The sequence below is a fragment of the Pseudomaricurvus sp. ABR4_320 genome (genome assembly GCF_056159445.1).
Genome location: NZ_JBSWVF010000002.1, coordinates 430,568 through 451,575, shown reverse-complemented (window position 1 = coordinate 451,575; position 21,008 = coordinate 430,568). Strand labels below are relative to the sequence as shown.

Below are 21,008 nucleotides of genomic sequence, written 5' to 3'. Positions count from 1 at the left end.
TCTGTCTAAAAACAGACCAAGCACGTGGCTCACGCGCACGCTCAGAGGAAGAAGATTCATGTCAACATCGCCTAGAACGCTGGCGGCTCTAACGCTTTTCGTACTGTATTCACTGCTCACCGGAAATTCCGCCTTTGCTGCGGATACCATCAAGAGAGTTGTCTTGATCAATGGCGCTGATTCCGAGCTGGGTCAGGCCTTAGCGGCACGCCTACTGTCCAGAAATTACAAGGTCTACGGGATCAATACCGGAGGCACTGCCACCTCCAAGGATGACAAAAGTTATCTGACTCGAATGGGCGGTGTTATGGTCGGTAACCCAGTAACGACAGATCTCGTCGCCAAGACCACCGTCAGCAGTATCATTCGCGAATCCCAACGATTGGACGCTCTGATCCACATCCCCAATCTGCGACATTACGGCCCCGTGGAGGAGCTGCCCGAAGAGGCCGTCTCTGAACAGTTTGACTCAGTCGTTATGAGTTATGCCCGCCTCTTGAGAGCCAGCCTGCCCTTCTTTAGAGATCAGGGTTATGGACGCATCGTGCAGGTGTCATCGATCGCGGGAATAAGCAGCTCCGCCGGCATCGGCTGGTATGCGGCCGCCGAGCGCGCCAACGAAGCTCTTTCAGACACCCTAGCGCTGGAACTCGCTCCCTTTGGTGTGCAAGTGGTAAAAGTCAGACCTGGCCGCCTGGAATCATCGGCGGATACCCTGGCACGCCAACAACTTCGCAAACTCGGCATTGATGACGACTATGCACCACTCGTCAAAGCCATGACGACACCACCTGAAGAACCCGCTGCGAGCCCCAATTCGACCGCCGATGCCCTTGTATTTGCCCTGGAAACAGACGCGCCAAAAATGGTGTATAACACCACAGAAGATGCACAAAAAGCCGCAGCTGAACTGCGTTCATTAAGCGAAGACGCGCTCATGCAACGCCGCCTTTCCCAAACAAAGTAACGGAAAACGCGATACCTTCCGAATCATCCAGCAACCTGAGTTAACCGCTACTATGCTAATAAGAAAAGCACTGCGGTTAATCCTCGATGTCTTCGATCAAACGCATCAAAGTCAAACACCTTGAAATCGGCATGTACGTTACCGAAAAGACCTCCGGACTGGATGACCCGGGATTTCGGGAGCGGGGTTTCATCCGCCGCAAAGACACCATTCAAAACCTGGTTAGCCGCGGTATTGACGAGGTCTACATTGATACCGATAAAGGTGATGACTCGTTTTTTTCTCTCCCTATCATTGTCGAAGAAATCGATCTCGCTCCACTGGTTCCCTGGGAAGAAGAACGAGAGCGAGCCGAAAAAATCTATGCAACCGGGCTAAACACCGTCAAAGAGCTCCTTGAAACCGCCAGCCAGGGCAAGGCCATTCATATTGCACCCGTCGAAAACCTGGCCGGAGAAATCAGCCAGTCTCTCAGGAATAACCAAAACGCCTTACTTTGCCTGAGCCAAATGCGGGAAAAAAGCCGCTACTTGATGGAACACTCCATGAATTGCGGACTGCTCATGGGACTCTTCTCGCGACACCTCGGGTATGACAGCGACACCGTTGACCTACTCACAGTCGGAGGCCTTCTTCACGACATCGGCAAAATTCGCATCCCCAACGAGATACTCAATAAGGCCGGAGGACTAAACGATGCCGAGTGGGAAGAAATGAAACGCCATGTGCAGTATGGGGAAACCATATTGAGACAATCGGAAGGCATCAGTGAAGAGACGCTGGCGATCTGCACCCAACACCACGAACGTCTAAACCGTGCAGGCTACCCCCATGGTCTGGGCCCGGATCAAATCAATGTCTATGGACGTATGGCTGCGATTATTGATACCTACGACGCCATCACCGCCGACCGCAGTTATCGACCGGGCATTTCCCCGTTTCAGGCCATGCGAACCCTGAGCACCTATAGCGGTAAACAACTCGATAAAGGGCTGGTTTATCAATTTATTCGCGCAATGGGCGTGTATCCCGTGGGCACCCTCGTCGAACTGAGTAACGGTCGCTTAGGCGTCGTCACCGAAGTGCAATCTCACAACGCCAGTAAACCGGTTGTTCGGGTTATCTATAATCTTCGCCACCGTCACTATGAAAAGGTTCAAACCGTCGATCTTTCCAGCCCCCTGGTCGAACTGAGTATTGTCGGAACTGAAGACCCCAAAGAGTTTGGTATCAACCTCCCTGATTTTCTCTGAGCAACATCGAGCATCAATATTGCACACCATATCCGATGGGTATCTGGTGAATTGCGTGTCCTTGTTTCATAATTAAGACAGAGTCCTGCAACCCTGGACTTCTTTACCACCTCTGTATTGACCCTCACCCCAAGCAGACCCGCGATGCACCTGGGGCTATTTCTATTTGGAATTAATGTCGACCTATGCTCAGTACCACAACGCCAGCCCTTCTATTTCCAGCGATCTCCCTTTTGTTACTGGCTTACACCAACCGATTTCTAGTGCTGGCGCAGCTTATTCGGCAACTCAACCGTGAGCAGCGGGATGGTCAGATGATGCGAAACTCGGAAAAACACCAGAAACAAGTGCAGTTTTTGAACCAACGCATCGGCTACATTAAGAACATGCAAGCACTCGGCATAGCCAGCTTCATTGTCTGTACTGCCTGCATGTTTGTGCTGTTTGTGGGCGCTCCTAGGGTGGGCGCAGCTCTATTTGGTATCAGTCTGATTCTATTGGTCATTTCACTGCTCTATGCCCTGGTCGAAGTTCTGGCATCGACTCGCGCACTGTCGGTGGAACTCGCACCGGAACTGCCTTCGGCCGACGTCGCAACCACGCCAGCACCACTGGTTCAAAATGAAATCGACATCAACCCGCCCAGCGCCTCGGACAAACCCGACTGAAGATCTTGACTCGCGTTCAAAAAGGCGCCGCCTCTGATACACAATATTGGCGTGCAGAGCGACAGATTCGCTAGCGAACAGATGCATACCAACGCTATGATTGCTGCATCACTTTTGTCCCCTAACACAACAACAAGCCCTACGACTGGCATAAAGTAAGATGCCACTTTGTGATTGATTTGACCTGTGACAACACCTCATCATCACCTATAAATTAAAGTGCCAACTTCACTGCTTGAGTCATATCAGCAAGCGCCAGACGTTTTAACAGGGAAATAGAAACGGTAACGGGAGCAACGCATGTCCATGACAAATCACTTCCTCAGTTTTGGAAATGTTGACGAATACACCAACCTGCACGCAGCACTGTCCAGCCATGACTTTTCCAGGGATCCGGAAGAGACAATGAACGAAACCAAAGCCCGAGCCGTACTGGCTGAAAAAGTACAAATCGATAACACACTGTTTGAAAAACGCGGTAAAGGCATGGTTCACTGTGCCGTTCCCAACAACCAACAGGCGTTTATCCACGGAGTTGTGGATACCAACTTTCTCAAAGCACTCCTCTGGTGGATGGAAAACAAACTCTGAGATCCCGGTACCCATTGTTTTCGTATTCTTCATAATCGACTCAGATCTTTGACGACGAAAACAATAACCGAGGAGCGACGTCAATGGGGCGGAACATATCCCAGACGCATTTTTCTCAACAGGATTACGCGGCTTTTTCTGAACGCCTCCACACCAATCTCGAACATTTAGATGCGCTATTAAAGCGCCCGGATTTCGGCCCCCGAACCTGTTCACTGGGCGCAGAGCTGGAGTATTACCTGATTGATCCTAAGGGTAATGCGAGCTTCACTAACCGGGAAATCCAAGCCGCCAGCTGCGATGAACATGTCACCGTAGAATTAAATCGCTACAACCTTGAATACAATTTTGATGTTATTGCCATAGAGAAGCAGCCATTTTCAGAATTGGAAGCGGCAATACGGAAAGCAACCCAATCACTCAACGCCATAGCCTCCCAGTTTAATGCCCAGCTACTCAGCGTTGGCATTCTACCGTCGCTTCAAGAATCTGATCTGGGATTTCATGCAATGACACCCATCGAGCGCTATCAGGTTTTATCTGACACGCTGCTTACACTGCGCGGAGGCGAATTTGAGATTGATATTCACGGACCCACGGATCAACTCTACAGCCAGCGCAAAGATCTTACCCTGGAAGGCGCCTGCACATCCTTCCAAATACACTTCTGCTTTCCTCTCAATGAGTTTGTTAACACCTGGAATGCCATGACGCTGGCGACACCTCTCGTGCTCGCGCTGTCGACCAACTCCCCTCTGTTGCTGGGCAAGCAGCTCTGGCAGGAAACGCGCGTGCCATTATTCAAACAGGCGACTGATGGGCGCCGTCCACGAGAGCCATGGCGGGACCTACCCCGTGTAGATCTCGGTTATGATTGGTTGCGGCATTCCGCCTATGAGTTATTTGCTCAGCGAGTCTATCTCTACCCGCCATTAATGCCGGTTTGCCAACAGGGGAACGAGACAGTATCCGAGCGAGAACTGCCGCCACTGGCCGAACTGGCACTACACAATGGCACCGTATGGCATTGGAATCGCCCCATCTACAGCAACGAAGATAACGGCCATGTTCGAATTGAAATGCGATCATTGCCGTCCGGCCCCAGTACCACGGATATGGTCGCCAACGCTGCACTGCACATCGGGCTTGCGGTCGGCCTCAGAAACAACATCGAACGATTATTGCCAGCAATGCCTTTTCGGTTCGTCAGCGAGAATTTCTACGCAGCCGCCCGCGATGGTATCGACAGCAAACTGATATGGCCCTCAGAACGCCAAAACAGCCCGCGGCTCAGACCCGTTCGTGAACTGGGCCTGGAACTCCTTAACGTTGCGGAGAATGGACTCAGTCAATTGGGTGTCGAGAAAAGTGAACGTGAGCATTGGCTAGGCATTATTCGACAACGCCTCGACAAAGGTATAACCGGATCGCGCTGGCTGGAAAGCAACTACCGTCATCTTCAGCGAGGTTTCAATCAAGCAGACGCACTACGAAATCTTACGCTGGCCTACCTAGAACACTCTAATAGCAACCAACCGGTGGCAAATTGGCCGCAAACCCCAACATGATTCAACTCAAAGAACAGATTGTTAACCCCCATGACTTTGACCTTCCAGTCGTGCCAAAGGAGTTTTTGCAGCAATTGCAACAACCGACACTGGTATCCATTGTTGGCAAAGACTCCACCCGAAGCCGAGCAATCGTCACTCTGCTTCACGGCAATGAACCCTCTGGCTTTCGGGCCATACAGCAATTTCTACTGCTAAAAAAACAACCTAAGGTCACCTTGCACTGCATTATCGCAGCAATACCGACGGCGCTAAGGGAACCCATATTTACCTGGCGCCAGGCGCCAAATAAACGCGACCTGAATCGCTGCTTTTCTCCTCCCTTCGACGATTGGGAAGGCCAACTTGCAGAAGCCATTTTAGAGCGACTGGAACACTTGCAACCCGAGGCGGTTTTCGACATCCATAACACCTCTGGCGATGGCCCTGCCTTCTCAGTCTGCAATGAGTTCACCCCGCAATTGAAAAACCTGGGTTTTTATTTTACCCCACGCATGGTCGTCACCGATCTCCGACTCGGGTCACTGATGGAAACCAATAGCTCACAAAGACCGGTCATTACCATTGAGTGCGGGGGTGTCAACGGCACAGCCGCTGATGATTTGGCGCTGGATGGTCTCAAACGAATCGCCAACTGCGACAACCTATTTGAAGACTTTCCCCAGCGGGATCTCGACCTCTATCACCATCCGGTACGGCTCGAACTGGCCGATGATACGATGATCCGCTACGCACCCTATCGCGACCCAGCGTTCGACATCACTCTGCTCAATGACATTGATCGCCTAAATTTTGGCCTGGCAACGCCAGACACCTGCCTGGGCTGGGTAGAGGCAGCAGAAAAGCTCCGATTAACCACCGCCTCAGGTAGCCATGATATCGATGATTACTTCCGCATAGACCGAGGAAAACTCCACCCTACTCAGCCACTAAAGCTGTTTATGGTCACCACGAATGCGCGTATCGCACGCAGTGATTGCCTCCTCTACGCCGTAAAAGAATCGGATCATAAGACCTCGTAATCTTTAGAAACCTCTAAAAGAGTGATTCTGAGGTTCTGGCAAGTAAAGTTTGAACGTATACAGCCCGGGCGCCGCAAGAATTCTCCCGATACCATTTTAGAGCCACCTTGCAACGCGAATTCAGGCGATAAAAAAACGGCGACGAGTCAGTTATTATTTCGCCTCGGGGAATACCGAATTAGGTAATTCAATACACGAGGCGCATTTGAGCAATTTTAATCCACTTCCCATTCACCAGGTTCTTACCGACATCCATCAGAGACTTGGCCATTCACCCTCCGTCGTTTTGGCGGCCGAGCCAGGCGCAGGAAAATCGACAGCATTGCCCTTGAGCCTGCTGTCTCTGGCACACTTTGAACAGCAAAAAATTGTCATGCTGGAACCTCGTAGAGTGGCGGCAAAGTCGATCGCTCACTATCTCGCCGCGCAACTTGACGAAAAGGTAGGTGAACAGGTTGGCTACCGGGTTCGCAATGATCAACGTGTCTCCAAGCGGACGCGCCTGGAAATTGTCACCGAAGGGATATTGATTCGACAACTCCAACAAAATCCCGAATTGAACGATATTGGACTGCTCATCTTCGACGAATTTCACGAGCGTTCTCTTCAGGGGGACCTGGCGCTGTTCCTTGCCTCGGAAGTACAACAAACCTTGCGGGAAGACCTGCGTCTGCTGGTGATGTCCGCGACCATGGACACCAGGCAGATCGCCGATTATCTTGGCACTGAGGCAATTATTGAATGCCCTGGCAGGGGCCACCCCATCCATATTGAATTTCAGGGAACCTCAAAACAGCCTCTATCCAAAAAGGTAACGAACGCTTTACGGCTTTGCCTGCAGCAAAATCGCAGCGGCGATATACTGATTTTTCTCCCCGGCCAATCCGACATAAAGCGCTGCATCACCGCAACACAACAGGAACTTCCGGAAACACATGACAGCCTGCTGTTGCCACTGTATGGCGCTCTACCTCTGACACAACAAGAAAAAGCATTACGAGCCGATTCACAGGGTCAGCGTCGCATCATTTTTTCCACAAACATTGCCGAAACCAGCCTGACGATTGATGGAATCACCCAGGTCATTGATTGCGGCCTGGAAAAACAACTGGTGTTTGACCCAGGCAGCGGTATGACCCGACTGCACACCCAGCGCATCTCCAAGGCTTCCGCCAAACAACGAGCAGGACGCGCAGGCCGTACCCAGGCCGGCCACTGCCTGCGGCTGTGGGGCGAAAATGAACAAGGCCAACTCGCAGACTTCCAAACGCCGGATATAAAACTAGCCGATCTCAGTGGCCTGCTGTTAGATCTCGCCTGCTGGGGATACGCAAACTACAACCAAATCCCCTGGCTGACACCACCACCGCAGGCCAATTTTGATTTGGCGCAACAGCTTTTGATCGAACTGGAACTGGTCGACGACAATGGCAAGGTAACGGCATTAGGACAGCAGGCCAGAGAGTCTGGATTACCGCCGAGGCTCGCGACCATGGTATTACGTGCCGAAGACGAGCAGCAGCAATTACTCGCCTGCGATCTCGCTGCATTACTGGAAGATGCCGACATTCTCGCCCATGAAGGGAATACCGACATCACCGTCAGACTCTTGGCAATCCAGGAGTATCGCCAAGACAGAAAACTGGCGATGCAACAGTACCCCATCAAACGTGCCGCAATCGAACAGCTATTAAAAAATAGCCAGCGTTACCGACAGCAATTAAACCTATCGACCAAGAGCGTTCGCGAACAATCTCTTGATGATCTGCAGCATCTCGCTTGCAAATCTCTCGTCCATGCGTTTCCCGATCGAATCGCACAGTGCCGCTCAAACAATGCCTCCGAATACCTTCTCGCCAACGGGCGTGGCGCTTCACTTCCAGAAGCCGATAGCCTGGTCGGGAATCCGTGGCTGATTGTCGCGGATAGCGATGGCCAAAAATCCGGCGGAAGGATTTTAAGAGCCCTGCCTGCGCAATGGCAGCAACTCGGCCCTCTACTGGAACACCGGATTCGCTCAGAAGAGTCCTATCATTTTGACGCTGATCGCGAAAAGCTCTCGGGCCTTCGGCGTGAGACGTATCAAGCAATTACCCTTAAATCCACACCTCTGAGTGAGATCCCAGAAACCTTACTGCAGGAGAAGTTGCCAGACATTTTGCAACAAGCCGGTTTGACGCTTCTCAATTGGACACCGGCGTGCCGCCGTTGGCTGGAGCGGGTCCAGTGGCTGGGACAGAACTTGCCGGAATTTCCGCAAATATCAGAACAATGGCTACTCAATAATCTGTCGGAGTGGCTACTGCCCTATCTCAGCAATGTCACCAGCATTGCTGAGTTAAAGCGCGTTGAACTTACCAGCCTGCTGACGGGGCTGTTGAGCTGGGATGAACAGACCACGCTATCTGACAGAGCCCCAGAACGCTATACAGCACCAAGCGGCAGCGTCGTGCCTATTGTCTACGACCCTCAGCAAGGTCCGAAAGTCTCCTTACAGCTTCAGGAAATCTTCGGTGAAATCACATCACCAATTCTCGGTCACAATACGCCCTTGCGATTCGAATTACTCTCCCCTGCCCGCCGTCCCATTCAAACGACCAGCGACCTGGCAAACTTCTGGCAGACCTCTTACTTTGACATTGCCAAAGAAATGCGAGGACGTTATCCCAAACACCGCTGGCCAGAAAAACCTCTGGAAGAAAAACCGGGTCGCTCGATCAAAAGAAAAAAAGCAAATCCTTAGCTCCCATACAGCTCTCGCAACTGGCGACGAAAAATGGGTTGCCCGCCATAACTCGGATGCCGCAGCGATACCACACAGTGGGATGACTTCCAGCGGGCAAGCATTTGCTCGGCATCTCTACCTAGCCCAACCAATCGACGAGGCCGAAGAGCATCAATTATCGGCTCTAAAATTGCCAAACCAATGCGACGCTCCGCCGCCGTGTGAGCACGGTTACTGAAAGGTTCGCCCGCGAAATAGGGATGGAAAGGAAATACATTCCACATAAAAATGGGCGCATCAATCACCGGTAACTGCTGCCATATACACGCAGCGGTGCGTTCACCCAAAACGTCACCCTTGGTTGCTTTATTGAGCGCTATCCCGTAACGCTGTGCTGCCGCCGTTAATTCCGGCTCGCTGGTGAGAGCCAAACCGGTACGGCGCCCACCCAGATACCCAAGATCACGACCGACCCACAAACTGTCGACACCTCGCGTCATCACAGCACGCCATAAACCGCGCAGGTTACTGCGACGAATCTGTGGCGCATTGAAACGATCGTAGCGAAGGCACCGATCCGTGTAAGGATTAAACACATTTTCGCTTTGCACGGACGTGAGTAACGAAATCAATTGACTGGCGTTCATGAAATACCATCAGAAAAAATCTTAATGGAATTATTCCAGACTCTAAAATTGAACGCTAACCTGGGCGTAGGAATAGACGGAATCCTCCTGGGACTCGCCCGTTGCACGCTCGGCAAAATCACCGGCAAACAGATAGGCCGCACCAAATTCCAGATCAACACTTTTGGGAATCAATGACCAACGCAGACGCATTTCCAACTGCTGCCCCAAATCATTTCCGGATTGGCCTGTCGCATCCTGGATGCTTGCCGAAGTCCAGGCATCTCGCTTTTCCGCCAACTGATACCAGCGATGAGTCACCATCAAATCGACCTTTGAAGAGGGCTTGACGGCTAAGCGAATTCCCGGTGACAGCAGATTGCTTCTGGCAAAGGGCCCGTAGATACCGGTGGGTCCATAATCAAACCGGCGTGCGCCATAGAGCGTATCGAAGCGATTGTTTTCGCCATCGTCAGGGTCTTTATCACCGCTGGCATAGTCAAAAAGCAACGCCAGTTGCGGCGACCATGGCGTTTCCCAGCGATAGCCAACTTGCCCATGGGCAAACCAAGCACGATGATCCAATAACACCTCAGAATTCCTTGATGAGCTGGATTCACCGGTTTGATACGCAGCTTCAATGTCAAAGTCTACTGCGTTGGGTGCTGATTTGCGCATCACCCTAAAACCTGTTGTCAGCAAATCCCGATCGGCGGTGGCGGCTGATCGAGAATCCTCTTCATCCAGATCATAAAGATAGAGCTCCGTCGTTATATTTTGAAATAACCTGGCCGTACTGAAAAATGCGCCCTGGAAGGTTACACGGGAGGATTCTATGTCCGTCTCGGATTCATTATCCAGCAAGCTGTCAATATCAGAAGGTAATCGAGTGACGGGCAACAAATAAAACGCCTGCAAAAAATCTCCGTTGGCGGATTCCCAGCCCGCATCAATTCCGGTAAATGTATTCATCGTATTGCGATAGCGATTGCGAGCCAGTAAACGGCGGCTACCGGCATCGACGGTAATTCTACCGCCACGGATATAGCTATGACTCCCCTTGCCCAGCAGATCATCTTTACTGTAACTCAAAGAGGTTTGAATCCACTCCGCCGTATTCACACTCGCGGTTGTTAGTGCGGAGTCACGATCGGCGAGATCCTGACGAGAGTCCATAAATTCGGCGTCCACACGTATGCCAGCAACATTAAGCGCAAAGTTGATGTCGGTTCTCGAAACCAAAATTTGATCACTGCCGAGAGAACTTTGTCTAAATTGACCATCAAGGCTTTCATAGCGGAAACGCTGCTCCCCACTGATGGAAAATACCTCGCCACCGCCAATCGCCCCATTCAAAGTCCACGGCTCAGCAGCCATCCCGCTGCCAGCATAGACAGAGATAAAAGCAGTGGCCAAAACCGAGCCATTGATGCGATTGCAGTAACCAAACCTCCTAAAATACCTCATAACGCCTTCCTTCAGACTTCCATTATATAGACTAAAATATAACGCTTATCGCTATATCACAATCTACATAACGCAAATTCGAAGCCATTGCCCAATGATCGCTTAAGCCACAGAAATAGAGGCAATAAAGTACCGCCCCCCCTGTAAGGTAAGCGACATTTAGCGAGAATCTAACAGCATAAACCTGACAATACAGCTGAAAGGCGGTAAATTGACACAATCTGAGCCTCTTACTGCGTGGGATATCGACCTCGCCAACTTGGCCCATCAATTGCGTTATGTACTCTAGGAAATATCGAGAGTGTTATGACTTTGAGTAGATTTCCAAAATCTACCGTGAAAACCGTTTAAGGCAGGAGACAACAACATGATCAACCGCGACTCATTGAAAAACCTCATCACGGCATTGGGAAGGCACCAGCGCAGGAATGTAGTGATGGATATGGTCTCCCGTACCCGACGCCACCGCGTAACCGGCCACCTATTGCTTCTATTCCTCTCCGGCACCGCATCTGCCGTATCAATCGCAGATACCGTGCATGTGGCCGTCGCGGCAAACTTTACCGCGCCTATGAAGGAAATCATCAAAAGTTACGAAGAAACGACTGGACACAAAGCCGTTGTCGCCTTCGGATCTTCGGGCAAGTTCTATGCGCAAATCAGCCACGGCGCACCCTTCGAAGTTTTTTTATCCGCCGATGAGCAAAAACCAACAGCCCTAATCGACGATGGACTGGCCGTCGAGTCCTCTCGTTTTACCTACGCCTTGGGAGCACTGGCACTTTGGTCTGCTGATGCCACAAAGCTTGACGACAGTCCGCAGGCATTGATCGACGGAGACTTTAACAAGCTTGCGATAGCCAACGAGCGTCTCGCCCCTTATGGCCAAGCCGCACTGGAAACCCTGGCAAAACTCGATCTCTCTGAGCAGGTTCAGAAAAAACTGGTGAAAGGTGAAAACATCACGCAGACGTTCCAATTCGTCAGCAGCGGCAATGCTCAATTGGGATTCGTAGCCGTTTCACAGATTTGGCAACAGGGGTCCCTCATATCTGGCTCAGCCTGGCTAGTGCCAGAGACCTATCACAATCCAATCAAACAGGATGCTGTACTCCTCAACAAAGGAATCGACAACGCAGCGGCTGCGGACCTGCTTGAATTTATGAAAAGTGACGCGGCCTCAAAAATCATCACCGCTTACGGTTATCGACTGGAGGAGTAATACCGCGTGGGCATTTATTCCGAGGCAGATATCGTCGCGATCAGTCTAACGCTCAAGCTCGCGACGCTGGTGACCGTATTGCTGCTGATCATAGGAACACCTATCGCCTGGTGGCTGGCGAGAACACAGTCAAAATGGAAAGGCCCTGTCAGCGCCATTGTGGCACTGCCGTTGGTTCTTCCACCCTCGGTGTTAGGTTTTTATCTACTCGTTGTCATGGGCCCCAGCGGCCCGCTCGGGCAACTCACCCAGACTCTGGGATTGGGTACATTGCCTTTCACCTTCACCGGACTGGTGATCGCTTCCATCCTCTATTCCCTGCCCTTTGTGGTGCAGCCCATCCACAATGCGATAGAGGCACTTGGCAGCCGCCCCGTTGAAGTTGCAGCAACCTTGCGAGCCGGTCCCTGGGATAGCTTTTGGCATGTCATTCTGCCGCTCGCACGCCCCGGATTTATCACCGCCGCCGTTTTAGGCTTTGCCCACACGGTTGGCGAATTTGGTGTTGTGCTGATGATTGGCGGCAATATTCCCGGCGTCACGCAAGTCATTTCCGTTCAGATTTACGATCATGTCGAAGCCATGGACTATGGCCAAGCCCACCGGCTGGCATTAACCATGGTGATTTTTTCGTTTTTAGTTTTAGCCTTGCTGTACAGCCTAAACCGCAATAACAATTCACAGGGATTGTCTCATGGGCACTGACTTCAACCCCACTCGGGGAATTCAATTAAACGTTTCCGTCGAGCGCAATGCCTTCTCGCTCAACGCAAAGCTAAACTTGCCAGGCCGTGGTGTCACCGTTTTTTATGGCCATTCCGGTTCAGGTAAAACGACCCTATTGAGATTTATTGCGGGCTTAGAAAATGGAATTGCCGGCGAGCTGAGCTTTAATGGTAACGTTTGGCAATCCGGTAAGAAGGGGCTCAAACCCCATCAACGCCCCATCGGCTATGTTTTCCAGGAGGCCAGCCTTTTTCCCCATCTTACCGCCCAAGAAAATCTCGACTTTGCCCTAAAAAGAGCCGATCGACTTAACAATCAACATCCCGCCCCTCTCAATATCGATCAAGCGGCTGAGCTGCTGGGCATTGGCAGTGTTCTGTCGCAATATCCCGGGCAATTATCCGGCGGAGAGAGGCAGCGCGTTGCCATTGCCAGAGCACTGCTAATAAAACCTCGACTCCTGCTGATGGATGAACCACTGGCAGCCTTGGATTTAGCGAGAAAGCAGGAAATTTTGCCCTATCTGGAAACGCTAAAAAAAGAACTCTCACTGCCGATTATCTATGTCAGCCATTCGCCCGAAGAAGTTGCCCGCCTGGCCGACCACCTCGTGGTGTTGGATCAGGGAACCGTGATTGCTGATGGCCCCATCGCTGACATTCTCTCCAGTGTTGAGCTGCCTATAAAGCTCGGGGAAGACGCTGGTGCCATTCTCGATGCACGAGTCACCGAGCGCCACCCTAACTGGAACATGGCCCGCATTACCATGGCAGGAAAAGATCTCTGGTTTCGCGATGTCGGCGTACCTATCGGACAAGACGTTCGCGTACGAATTCTCGCCAGAGATATCAGTATTGCGCTCAGTGAACACGAAGACACCAGCATCACCAATATACTGCCGACGGTGATCGAAGACATCGTCGTCGACTCTCACCCTGGTTTGGCGTTGGTGCAACTGCGTTTGGGGGATGCGCTGCTGGTGGCACGAGTCAGCCAGCGATCAGTCACACGATTACAACTGCGCATTGGCAAGCTGGTGTGGGCACAGATTAAATCCGTGGCGATTATTTTATCTCGTTAATATTGATAAACATATCCCTAACACGACTCAAAATAATGAGACGGCGTTGAACCCAGCAGACGTTTAAACAAGGCGATAAAAGCGCTGACACTGTCGTACCCCAAATCAAATGCCACCGAGGTTACGGAAGCGCCATCGGCTAACATTTCTAAAGCCCTCATAATCCGCGCCCGTTGTCGCCACTCGGTATAGGTGTAGCCAGTCTCGGTTACAAATCGCCGACTCAGACTCCGCTCGGAGATACCCGCCCATGTCGCCCACTCGCCGACATTGCGACGATCTCCAGGGTCGTTAAGTAACGCTTCAGCAATACGCACTAAGCGCGCATCGCTGGGCATGGTTAAACCAAAAGGCTCCGTTGACGCGGCACAAAGTTCGTCCAATATAACCAGCGCCAGTCTAGCCTGACGTTCACTTAAGTCTTGCGCTGGCCATTGAGATGCACGCAATACGGATTCTCGCAGCAACCCCGTCATCTTGACCAAACACGGCGTCTTGGGAAGCGCTTCACAGGTGCGTTCACTGATGTAACAGCTCCAGATTTCCACAGCCCCGTGGGAATAACCATAATGCGCCTGTCGGGGTGGCATCCACACGCCATATTCAGAGGGAATGACCCAGGCACCCATTTCGGTTCCCAGAGTAAAGAGCCCTTGTCTGAGCCCGGTAAGCTGGCCTCTTGCATGCTGATGTCTCTCAAGGGAGCGGTGTTCAACCGGGCTGTCGTCACACACAGCGACAAGAATGGGGTCGTCAGAGTCACCCAGCGCAATATCCATTTTTTCTTTGATCATGGCAGCAAACCGCCATTAATTGGCGTCAATCACTTAGTCACGCCAGCTTAACACAGCGACAATGGTGACACCTTCCGCGAATTATCAGAGGTCCCCATGAGCGACACCGAACGACCAGCGACGCCCCCCAGCCTAGACAGCTTGTATGACCCACCATCAGAGCGCATCCAAAAAGCCGTTCTGCCTGAACTGATTTCGTTCCATGAACAATACCTATCGCATGCAACTTTTTTTTGCTTGGCAACGGGCAGCAAAAATGGATTGGACGCTTCACCACGAGGTGGGCCGCCAGGCTTTGTTCGAGTCTTAAACAGTAAAACGGTCACGTTTGCCGATTGGCCTGGAAATAATCGAATCGAATCCTTACGCAATTTAGAACAGGATGATCGGCTGGGAATGCTGTTTCTTTTTCCCGGTCTGAACGTTTTTATGCGGATAAACGGGCGGGGACGACTGAAAGCATCAAAGGACGCATGCAATGCCTTGGCAGAAAATGGAAAGACACCGAAAACTGCCATTATTGTCAGTGTCGAAGAAGTCTATTTTCACTGTGGCAAGGCCATAAACCGAGCCCATTTATGGGATGCTTCCTCGCAACTTGATCGAAAAAACTTACCCAGTCCCGGCCAAATGTTGGCTGCAATGACGAATCAAGATGCGGCGGCTGCGGCAGCGATTGATGATCAGTACAATCGTTCCATACAGGAAAACCTCTATGGTTAGGCGTTTATCGCATTGATTTCGAGCAAAGGCTGGAACAACAACCTTATGACGCAATCTTTAACAACGCATCCCTCGCCTGAGTGATTTTCACAAACAACTCAGCATCTCCGCCTGTGTCGGGGTGGGCTTTTTGGGCAAGACGGCGATAGGCTGCTTTGATTTGTGTAACCTGAAGTTTACCGTCTTTTGGCAAGCCCAAATGATGACGATGCTCATGCTCAATGTGTGGTGGCGTTGCGTTGCGCTGATTGTAGTAAGATTGACGGCGAGACCGGCGCTCGTCAGCGGCTCGTCGCTGACGCATCGAATTTCTTCGTAACTGCTGTTGATCCAATTGCCAGCGCGCTTGCGTCATAACGATGCAGGCGGCAAAGTGAATTCGACCGGATGTTAATAGCTCGTCAAGATCGAAAGGCCCGACCATATCATAAGGTTCTTCTAACCATGCCTGACCGTCTTCCAGCTCTCCCAAAGTGACACGGTCAAATACGCCATGAGCCCCATTCCAGATAATCCAATCGTCTTCTTCCATCGCAATCGCGCTCTACGTTGATGAATACGTGTAGCCGCTGTCGCAAGAAATACACCAGCCGAGTGTTTTCCCTAAATCGCCCTCAGGAGCAGAATCCAGCCGGCAAAACATGTCTTAAATTCGTCAGCATGACGAAATTTCTGTACAAAATGTTGGATTAACAACAATGGCGTCGCAGCTCGATATCACCGTCCGTTAGACGCCCCCAAACGCGAACATCGATAACACAGAAACCCGCAGCGGGCGTATCGCGAATGTCAGGATATTCGCTACTGACCACAGAAGCCCTCCGCGCCGCTTTTGCATGATTTGGCATGAATGATGATAAACCAGGAAAATGTTAACAGGATTAGTTTGAGTCAAATAGCCAAGGGAACCCCTGCACAGAGAAAATTATGTCTGAAATTATTCAATTTCCTGTTCCCAAAAAACAAAAACCATCGAATTTAGAGGCCATTATTGAACGGTCTTTGGCAAGTATTCCTGAAAAGGATCGAGAAAAGCTCAAATTTGAACTCATCAAAACCATCGACAGCTACGATACTTTTTTTACGGAATGGTCTATTACCATCCCCAAGGACAGCGACGAATCCTTAAAAAAACAAATTTATGATATCGCCCGCCAAGAACACGAACGTAAGATGTTGATGTTGGCAGACATCATCAAACTGAAGATACAAACGTTGGTAGATCAATACGTTAAGTCGTAAGCCGATTCGTATTAATGCAGGCTATACCGCCACGCCAAACAGTTTGCCGACCAACGCGGTTAGCGCCATCGCCATTGCCCCCCAAAAGAAAACTCGCAGAGCGCCTTTCATGACAGGGGCACCGCCAACACTGGCAGCGATTCCACCTAATAACGCCAAAAATAAAAGCGACGCCACCGGCACCCAAAAAAGTACCGAGCTCAAAGGCGACAGCCAGGCAACGAATAAGGGAAGCAGAGCACCCACCGTAAACGCCGCTGCGGAAGACACCGCCGCTAATATCGGTTGCGCACTGCCAACATCAGTAATACCAATTTCATCTCGAGCATGAGCCCCCAAGGCGTCGTGGTCCATCAGCTGCCTGGCGACTTCTTTTGCAAGATCCGCATCTACCCCCCGCTCCCGGTAAATCGCCGCCAATTCTCGATGCTCAAATCCGGGTCTCTCATCAAGGGAGCGTTGCTCCATCTCTAAATCAGCTTTCTCAGCATCCGCCTGAGAACTGACAGACACATACTCACCGGCCGCCATCGACATGGCACCCGCCACCAAACCAGCCACGCCGACCAGTAAAATGTCGGAATGAGTGACACTGGCGGCGCTGACACCGACGATTAGGCTCGCCGTCGACACCAAGCCATCGTTCGCCCCCAAGACGGCAGCACGCAGCCACCCGACTCGGTTAGAGCGATGATTTTCCGCGTGACTAATAAATGTTCCCGGCATAATAAACCACTCTCTCATGGCACTTTTATCAACATTATAGCCCGATTTTCGAGTCCGACCGATGGCAGATTGATGACAACACAAACGGCTCAGACTTCACGATGAGCATCACGTATTTATGTAAGTGAACTCTTACTATTTTTCATGACGACAGCAGACTGCCATATATTTTTCATCACTTCTTGTTGCACAGATTAATTCGCTCCTTTAGTATTTCCTTCAATCAGGTGCCCGCGGAGTTATCTCTCCAACGGTTAAACGGGAAGCCGGTGAAACGACAGTAGACACTGTTCGCCATTCCGGCACTGCCCCCGCAACGGTAAGTGAGTCGCGTTCGACAACCAGCCACTGTGCTAACGCATGGGAAGGCGTCGCTCGGATTGATCTGTATCTCTGTCAATCTCTCACAAGTCCGGATACCGGCCTAATAGTAAGTAACTGCACCATGTAATTTGGCAGTTGCACCACACAATCTGCGGAGGGCAGGTGGCGTGTCGATACCAGCGCCATTGCGCTTGCCCTTTGTGGTATTCGATCGCTATCGCTCCCCCGCCGAAGCTTGCAAGGAATGAGCGATGCACATTGAACCTGCTACCCTCTCTGCGGTTAAAGTTGCCTGCGCCGATGTGGCGACGGTGAGCCTTTTAGCCTGCTATGCTAAACCGCTGTTCACTAAACCATTACTCTGGATTAAAACGGCTGTCGCGGCGTTTTTTTTCAGCGTGTTTATGCAGTGCTTCCATCTTGCTGTTGGCCCCTCAGAGGTCCATTTCATCGGTGCCATGACGATCTATCTCTGCCTGGGTTTCCTGCCAACCTTGTTCGGTTTCTCGGTTGGATTACTCCTACAAGGATTGATCTTTGAGCCCACCGATCTCATTCATTTAGGCGTCAATTCACTGACCCTGATTATACCATTGATCGCTGTTGATACCTTTCGTAAATCCAAGGCTCAAACGTCCTTTGGCTGGCAACAGCTTGTCACTTTTGATGGCATTTACTACAGCGGCATCGTCATGATGGTTGGTTTCTGGCTATCCTTGAGTGACGCACAGATCTCTTCAACAGCCTGGTTGGCTTGGGCGTCAAGCTATCTGCCAATGCTCGTGATTGAACCACTGCTTACACTGGGAACTATTCGGCTATTGCGTACACTGCCAGCAAGGTCGGTTGTGGCCCCCATACTCACAAAAACCTGCGTTTCTAAAAACGCCGTAGATAAACAAGCTGCCACTCCGGGTTATTAAGATGGCCGGTTGTGTCTGGTTTGTCGGCGCTGGTCCCGGTGCTGCGGATTTAATCACTGTGCGCGGTCGCGACCTTATCGCATCAGCCGACGCGATTCTTTATGCCGGATCCCTGGTGTCACAGGCGGCACTGCAATGGGCGCCATCACACTGTGCGATCGAAGACTCCAAGGGTATGACACTGGAGGAAATCACCGCGTGGCTCATCGACAAAGCGAACAACCACACGACTGTCATTCGACTGCAAACCGGTGATCCAACTTTGTACGGTGCATTAACGGAAATGCTTCAACCACTGGACGCCGCAGGCATCTCCACACAAGTGGTACCGGGTATTTCATCAGCGCTGGCAGCGGCGGCAATTGCTCAGGAATCTCTAACGCTTCCGGAAATTACGCAAACCGTTATTTTTACCCGTGTCGCCGGTCGTACACCAATGCCCGATGGAGAACAGCTCTCGTCTCTCGCGCAACACCATTGCACCCTCTGCCTGTTTCTTTCGATCACGCTATTAAAAACCGTGCGCACAGAATTGTTAGCTGCCGGTTGGAGCGATGACAGCCCGGTGCTGGTTGTGCAGAAAGCCAGCTGGCCGAACGAGGAAAAAGTAGTGCGAACGAACTTGCGCAAGCTAAGAGACGACTGCCAACAAGAAAACATTGTTAGCCAAGCGATGATTATTATCAGCCCGACGCTTGAAGCCAGGTCAAAAACAACTCTCATTAAATCGAAACTCTACAGCGCTGACTTCAGTCATCGTTTTCGCAAAGCAACGGTGCCGCCTTCCAGCAGCATCGAGGAGCCAACTAATGGATGACGTAATTCTTCTGATTGGACACGGATCCAGAGAGCGACAAGGCAACGAGGAAATCGAAAAATTTGCGCTTCAGTGGCGACACGCGAGACCCGATCTTCACATTGATGTTTGCTACATCGAATTTGCCGAAGTTCTCTTGCACCAAGGCTTGCAACAAGCCGCGAGGCGCGCCCGTAAAGTAGTGGTCATTCCTTTGATTCTCAATGCAGCGGGTCACGTAAAAATGGAAATTCCCGCCGCAGTGGCCGCGGCGCGTTTGGAGTTCCCCCATGTTGACTTCACACTGATGCCGCACCTCGGTGCCAATGACCACATTCTTTCGATTTTGAAGCGACGTCTTCAGCAGGCGATGGCAGAACTCGACCATCCCGACCCTCAAACCACCTCGATTGTTCTTTTGGGCCGGGGATCAAGCGATCGGCAGGCCAATGGCGAAGTCGCCAAGATGGCTCGCTGGTTACAAGAGTCTTCGAAACACGAAATTATGGATATTGCGTTTACCGGTATTACCTGGCCACGCCTTGAAAAAGTCGTTCAGCAACAAATACGCCTGGGCGCCATGCAAGTGGTCGTCCTGCCCTACTATCTGTTTACTGGAAAATTGATACAGCGTATTGATCGCCAGGTCGAAAATCTCAAACAGCAATATCCCCATCAGCGAATTATCGCCATGAAGTACTTTGGCTTCGAAGCGGAAATATTTGAATTACTCAATCAGCGCGTTGCTCACGCTCGCAATGGCGATAGCCGTAATGCTCTGCCCTGTGATGGGTGCAAATATCGTGAACTGGCTGAAGAACATGGCCATCAACATCACCACCACAGCCATCCACTACAGGAATCCATCCGCGTATGACGTCTCGCCCCCCTTCATCAGCAACGGAACAACTGACAAAACTGGGACAAGCCATCGAGCATGAGTCTTTCGCGATCGTCGATCGCGAAGCCGGTCAGCACACCTATAGCGATGGCGAGTGGCAAGTGGTGCGCCGCATGATTCACGCAACCGCTGACTTTGAGTTCAACGGGCGCACCGCGTTCCACCCCCAGGCAATTACGGCGGGACTCAACGCCATTCAATCCGGCTGCGCCATCGTGGCTGACGTCGAAATGATTTGCGTGGGTTTGTCCAAACCCAGGCTCGCACATTTTGGATGCCATACCCACCAATTTATCAGTGATGATGACGTCATTCTCGACGCAAAAACGAATAACAGCACACGTGCGGTTATGGCTATGCGTAAAGCCCGAGATCAAGGCTTGTTGGATAACAGCATTGTTGGTATCGGCAACGCACCCACTGCACTTTTGGAAACTATTCGCATGATTCGGGAAGAACAACTGAAGCCCGCGCTGGTGATTGGTATGCCCGTCGGATTTGTCTCTGCCGCGGAATCCAAAGCCCTACTGGAGAGTATCGACGCCGTTCCCTGGATAGCCACCACGGGCCGCAAAGGTGGCTCCACCCTGGTTGTTGCGGCGATTCATGCACTCTTTTCACTGGCAACCCAAACGGCGTAAGCAAGCGCAGATTCCAACGTGA

22 protein-coding genes and 1 riboswitch are annotated in these 21,008 nt (G+C 51.4%); of the genes, 16 read left to right on the top strand and 6 right to left on the bottom strand.

Annotated elements, in window-relative coordinates; genetic code table 11:
- The first annotated feature begins 58 nt into the window (after nt 1-58).
- The 7 genes from ACXAFR_RS05200 (at nt 59) to hrpB (ending at nt 8,812) form a co-directional block, all read left to right on the top strand.
- The gene (locus tag ACXAFR_RS05200) at nt 59-967 is read left to right on the top strand and encodes an SDR family NAD(P)-dependent oxidoreductase (protein ID WP_475173142.1); all 909 of its coding nucleotides are present in this window, start codon (nt 59-61) and stop codon (nt 965-967) included.
- Nucleotides 968-1,053: 86 nt separating this feature from the next.
- Entirely contained in the window at nt 1,054-2,220 is a 1,167-nt protein-coding gene (locus ACXAFR_RS05195; RefSeq protein WP_475173136.1) for an HD-GYP domain-containing protein, read from the top strand.
- Nucleotides 2,221-2,405: 185 nt separating this feature from the next.
- Nucleotides 2,406-2,888 (top strand): DUF2721 domain-containing protein, encoded by a 483-nt coding sequence (locus tag ACXAFR_RS05190; RefSeq protein WP_475173129.1) that lies wholly within the window; start codon nt 2,406-2,408, stop codon nt 2,886-2,888.
- Nucleotides 2,889-3,188: 300 nt separating this feature from the next.
- Nucleotides 3,189-3,479: a hypothetical protein gene (locus ACXAFR_RS05185; protein WP_475173120.1), complete on the top strand. Its 291-nt coding sequence runs from the start codon at nt 3,189-3,191 to the stop codon at nt 3,477-3,479.
- A gap of 83 nt (nt 3,480-3,562) precedes the next feature.
- Nucleotides 3,563-5,047 (top strand): glutamate-cysteine ligase family protein, encoded by a 1,485-nt coding sequence (locus tag ACXAFR_RS05180; RefSeq protein WP_475173118.1) that lies wholly within the window; start codon nt 3,563-3,565, stop codon nt 5,045-5,047.
- A complete protein-coding gene (locus ACXAFR_RS05175; RefSeq protein ID WP_475173115.1) occupies nt 5,044-6,069 on the top strand; it encodes a M14 family metallopeptidase in 1,026 nt (341 codons plus the stop codon). The genes ACXAFR_RS05180 and ACXAFR_RS05175 overlap by 4 nt, the downstream gene beginning before the upstream one ends.
- Nucleotides 6,070-6,274: 205 nt before the next feature.
- Nucleotides 6,275-8,812, top strand: coding sequence for an ATP-dependent helicase HrpB (hrpB, locus tag ACXAFR_RS05170; protein WP_475173113.1), 2,538 nt, complete (start codon nt 6,275-6,277; stop codon nt 8,810-8,812).
- On the opposite strand, the gene ACXAFR_RS05165 is transcribed toward hrpB, so the two are convergent.
- Entirely contained in the window at nt 8,809-9,441 is a 633-nt protein-coding gene (locus tag ACXAFR_RS05165) for a uracil-DNA glycosylase (RefSeq protein WP_475173110.1), read from the bottom strand. The two genes, hrpB and ACXAFR_RS05165, sit on opposite strands and share 4 nt — an antisense overlap.
- A 42-nt stretch (nt 9,442-9,483) precedes the next feature.
- Nucleotides 9,484-10,887, bottom strand: coding sequence for an alginate export family protein (locus ACXAFR_RS05160; protein ID WP_475173108.1), 1,404 nt, complete (start codon nt 10,885-10,887; stop codon nt 9,484-9,486).
- A 367-nt stretch (nt 10,888-11,254) separates the two neighbouring features.
- Here ACXAFR_RS05160 and modA point away from each other — a divergent pair, with 367 nt between their 5' ends.
- The 3 genes from modA to modC are packed head-to-tail and all read left to right on the top strand — an operon-like array spanning nt 11,255 to nt 13,916.
- Nucleotides 11,255-12,109 carry a molybdate ABC transporter substrate-binding protein gene (gene modA, locus ACXAFR_RS05155; RefSeq protein ID WP_475173104.1) on the top strand — a complete coding sequence of 285 codons (855 nt, stop codon included), beginning with the start codon at nt 11,255-11,257 and terminating at the stop codon, nt 12,107-12,109.
- 6 nt (nt 12,110-12,115) lie between these two features.
- Nucleotides 12,116-12,814, top strand: coding sequence for a molybdate ABC transporter permease subunit (gene modB, locus ACXAFR_RS05150; protein WP_475173097.1), 699 nt, complete (start codon nt 12,116-12,118; stop codon nt 12,812-12,814).
- Nucleotides 12,804-13,916 carry a molybdenum ABC transporter ATP-binding protein gene (gene modC / locus ACXAFR_RS05145; RefSeq protein WP_475173091.1) on the top strand — a complete coding sequence of 371 codons (1,113 nt, stop codon included), beginning with the start codon at nt 12,804-12,806 and terminating at the stop codon, nt 13,914-13,916. The genes modB and modC overlap by 11 nt, the downstream gene beginning before the upstream one ends.
- A gap of 17 nt (nt 13,917-13,933) precedes the next feature.
- On the opposite strand, the gene ACXAFR_RS05140 is transcribed toward modC, so the two are convergent.
- Nucleotides 13,934-14,710, bottom strand: a complete 777-nt coding sequence (locus ACXAFR_RS05140; protein ID WP_475173085.1) for an AraC family transcriptional regulator — start codon at nt 14,708-14,710, stop codon at nt 13,934-13,936.
- A gap of 96 nt (nt 14,711-14,806) precedes the next feature.
- On the opposite strand from ACXAFR_RS05140, the gene ACXAFR_RS05135 reads away from it, so the two are divergent.
- Nucleotides 14,807-15,433, top strand: coding sequence for a pyridoxamine 5'-phosphate oxidase family protein (locus ACXAFR_RS05135; protein ID WP_475173079.1), 627 nt, complete (start codon nt 14,807-14,809; stop codon nt 15,431-15,433).
- 43 nt (nt 15,434-15,476) lie between these two features.
- Here ACXAFR_RS05135 and ACXAFR_RS05130 read toward each other — a convergent pair whose 3' ends face one another.
- Together ACXAFR_RS05130 and ACXAFR_RS05125 are read right to left on the bottom strand one after the other, a co-directional pair.
- Complete coding sequence (locus ACXAFR_RS05130; RefSeq protein ID WP_475173077.1) at nt 15,477-15,965, bottom strand: DnaJ domain-containing protein; 489 nt, start codon at nt 15,963-15,965, stop codon at nt 15,477-15,479.
- A gap of 157 nt (nt 15,966-16,122) precedes the next feature.
- Nucleotides 16,123-16,245, bottom strand: coding sequence for a hypothetical protein (locus ACXAFR_RS05125; protein ID WP_475173075.1), 123 nt, complete (start codon nt 16,243-16,245; stop codon nt 16,123-16,125).
- Nucleotides 16,246-16,360: 115 nt separating this feature from the next.
- Between ACXAFR_RS05125 and ACXAFR_RS05120 the strand changes: the two genes are divergently transcribed.
- The gene (locus ACXAFR_RS05120) at nt 16,361-16,675 is read left to right on the top strand and encodes a hypothetical protein (protein WP_475173072.1); all 315 of its coding nucleotides are present in this window, start codon (nt 16,361-16,363) and stop codon (nt 16,673-16,675) included.
- Between the two features lie 21 nt (nt 16,676-16,696).
- On the opposite strand, the gene ACXAFR_RS05115 is transcribed toward ACXAFR_RS05120, so the two are convergent.
- Nucleotides 16,697-17,419 (bottom strand): VIT1/CCC1 transporter family protein, encoded by a 723-nt coding sequence (locus ACXAFR_RS05115; RefSeq protein WP_475173067.1) that lies wholly within the window; start codon nt 17,417-17,419, stop codon nt 16,697-16,699.
- Between the two features lie 190 nt (nt 17,420-17,609).
- A riboswitch (cobalamin riboswitch) is annotated at nt 17,610-17,843 on the top strand.
- Nucleotides 17,844-17,976: 133 nt separating this feature from the next.
- On the opposite strand from ACXAFR_RS05115, the gene ACXAFR_RS05110 reads away from it, so the two are divergent.
- From ACXAFR_RS05110 to ACXAFR_RS05095, 4 genes are read left to right on the top strand one after another with little or no spacing between them, the layout of a single operon-like run.
- On the top strand, nt 17,977-18,648 hold the full coding sequence (locus ACXAFR_RS05110; RefSeq protein WP_475173063.1) for an energy-coupling factor ABC transporter permease: 672 nt from the start codon (nt 17,977-17,979) through the stop codon (nt 18,646-18,648).
- 1 nt (nt 18,649) lies between these two features.
- Nucleotides 18,650-19,465, top strand: coding sequence for a precorrin-4 C(11)-methyltransferase (gene cobM / locus ACXAFR_RS05105; RefSeq protein ID WP_475173060.1), 816 nt, complete (start codon nt 18,650-18,652; stop codon nt 19,463-19,465).
- Nucleotides 19,458-20,321: a sirohydrochlorin chelatase gene (locus ACXAFR_RS05100; RefSeq protein ID WP_475173054.1), complete on the top strand. Its 864-nt coding sequence runs from the start codon at nt 19,458-19,460 to the stop codon at nt 20,319-20,321. Before cobM ends, ACXAFR_RS05100 begins: the two co-directional genes overlap by 8 nt.
- The gene (locus ACXAFR_RS05095) at nt 20,318-20,986 is read left to right on the top strand and encodes a precorrin-8X methylmutase (protein WP_475173049.1); all 669 of its coding nucleotides are present in this window, start codon (nt 20,318-20,320) and stop codon (nt 20,984-20,986) included. Before ACXAFR_RS05100 ends, ACXAFR_RS05095 begins: the two co-directional genes overlap by 4 nt.
- Nucleotides 20,987-21,008 lie beyond the last annotated feature (22 nt).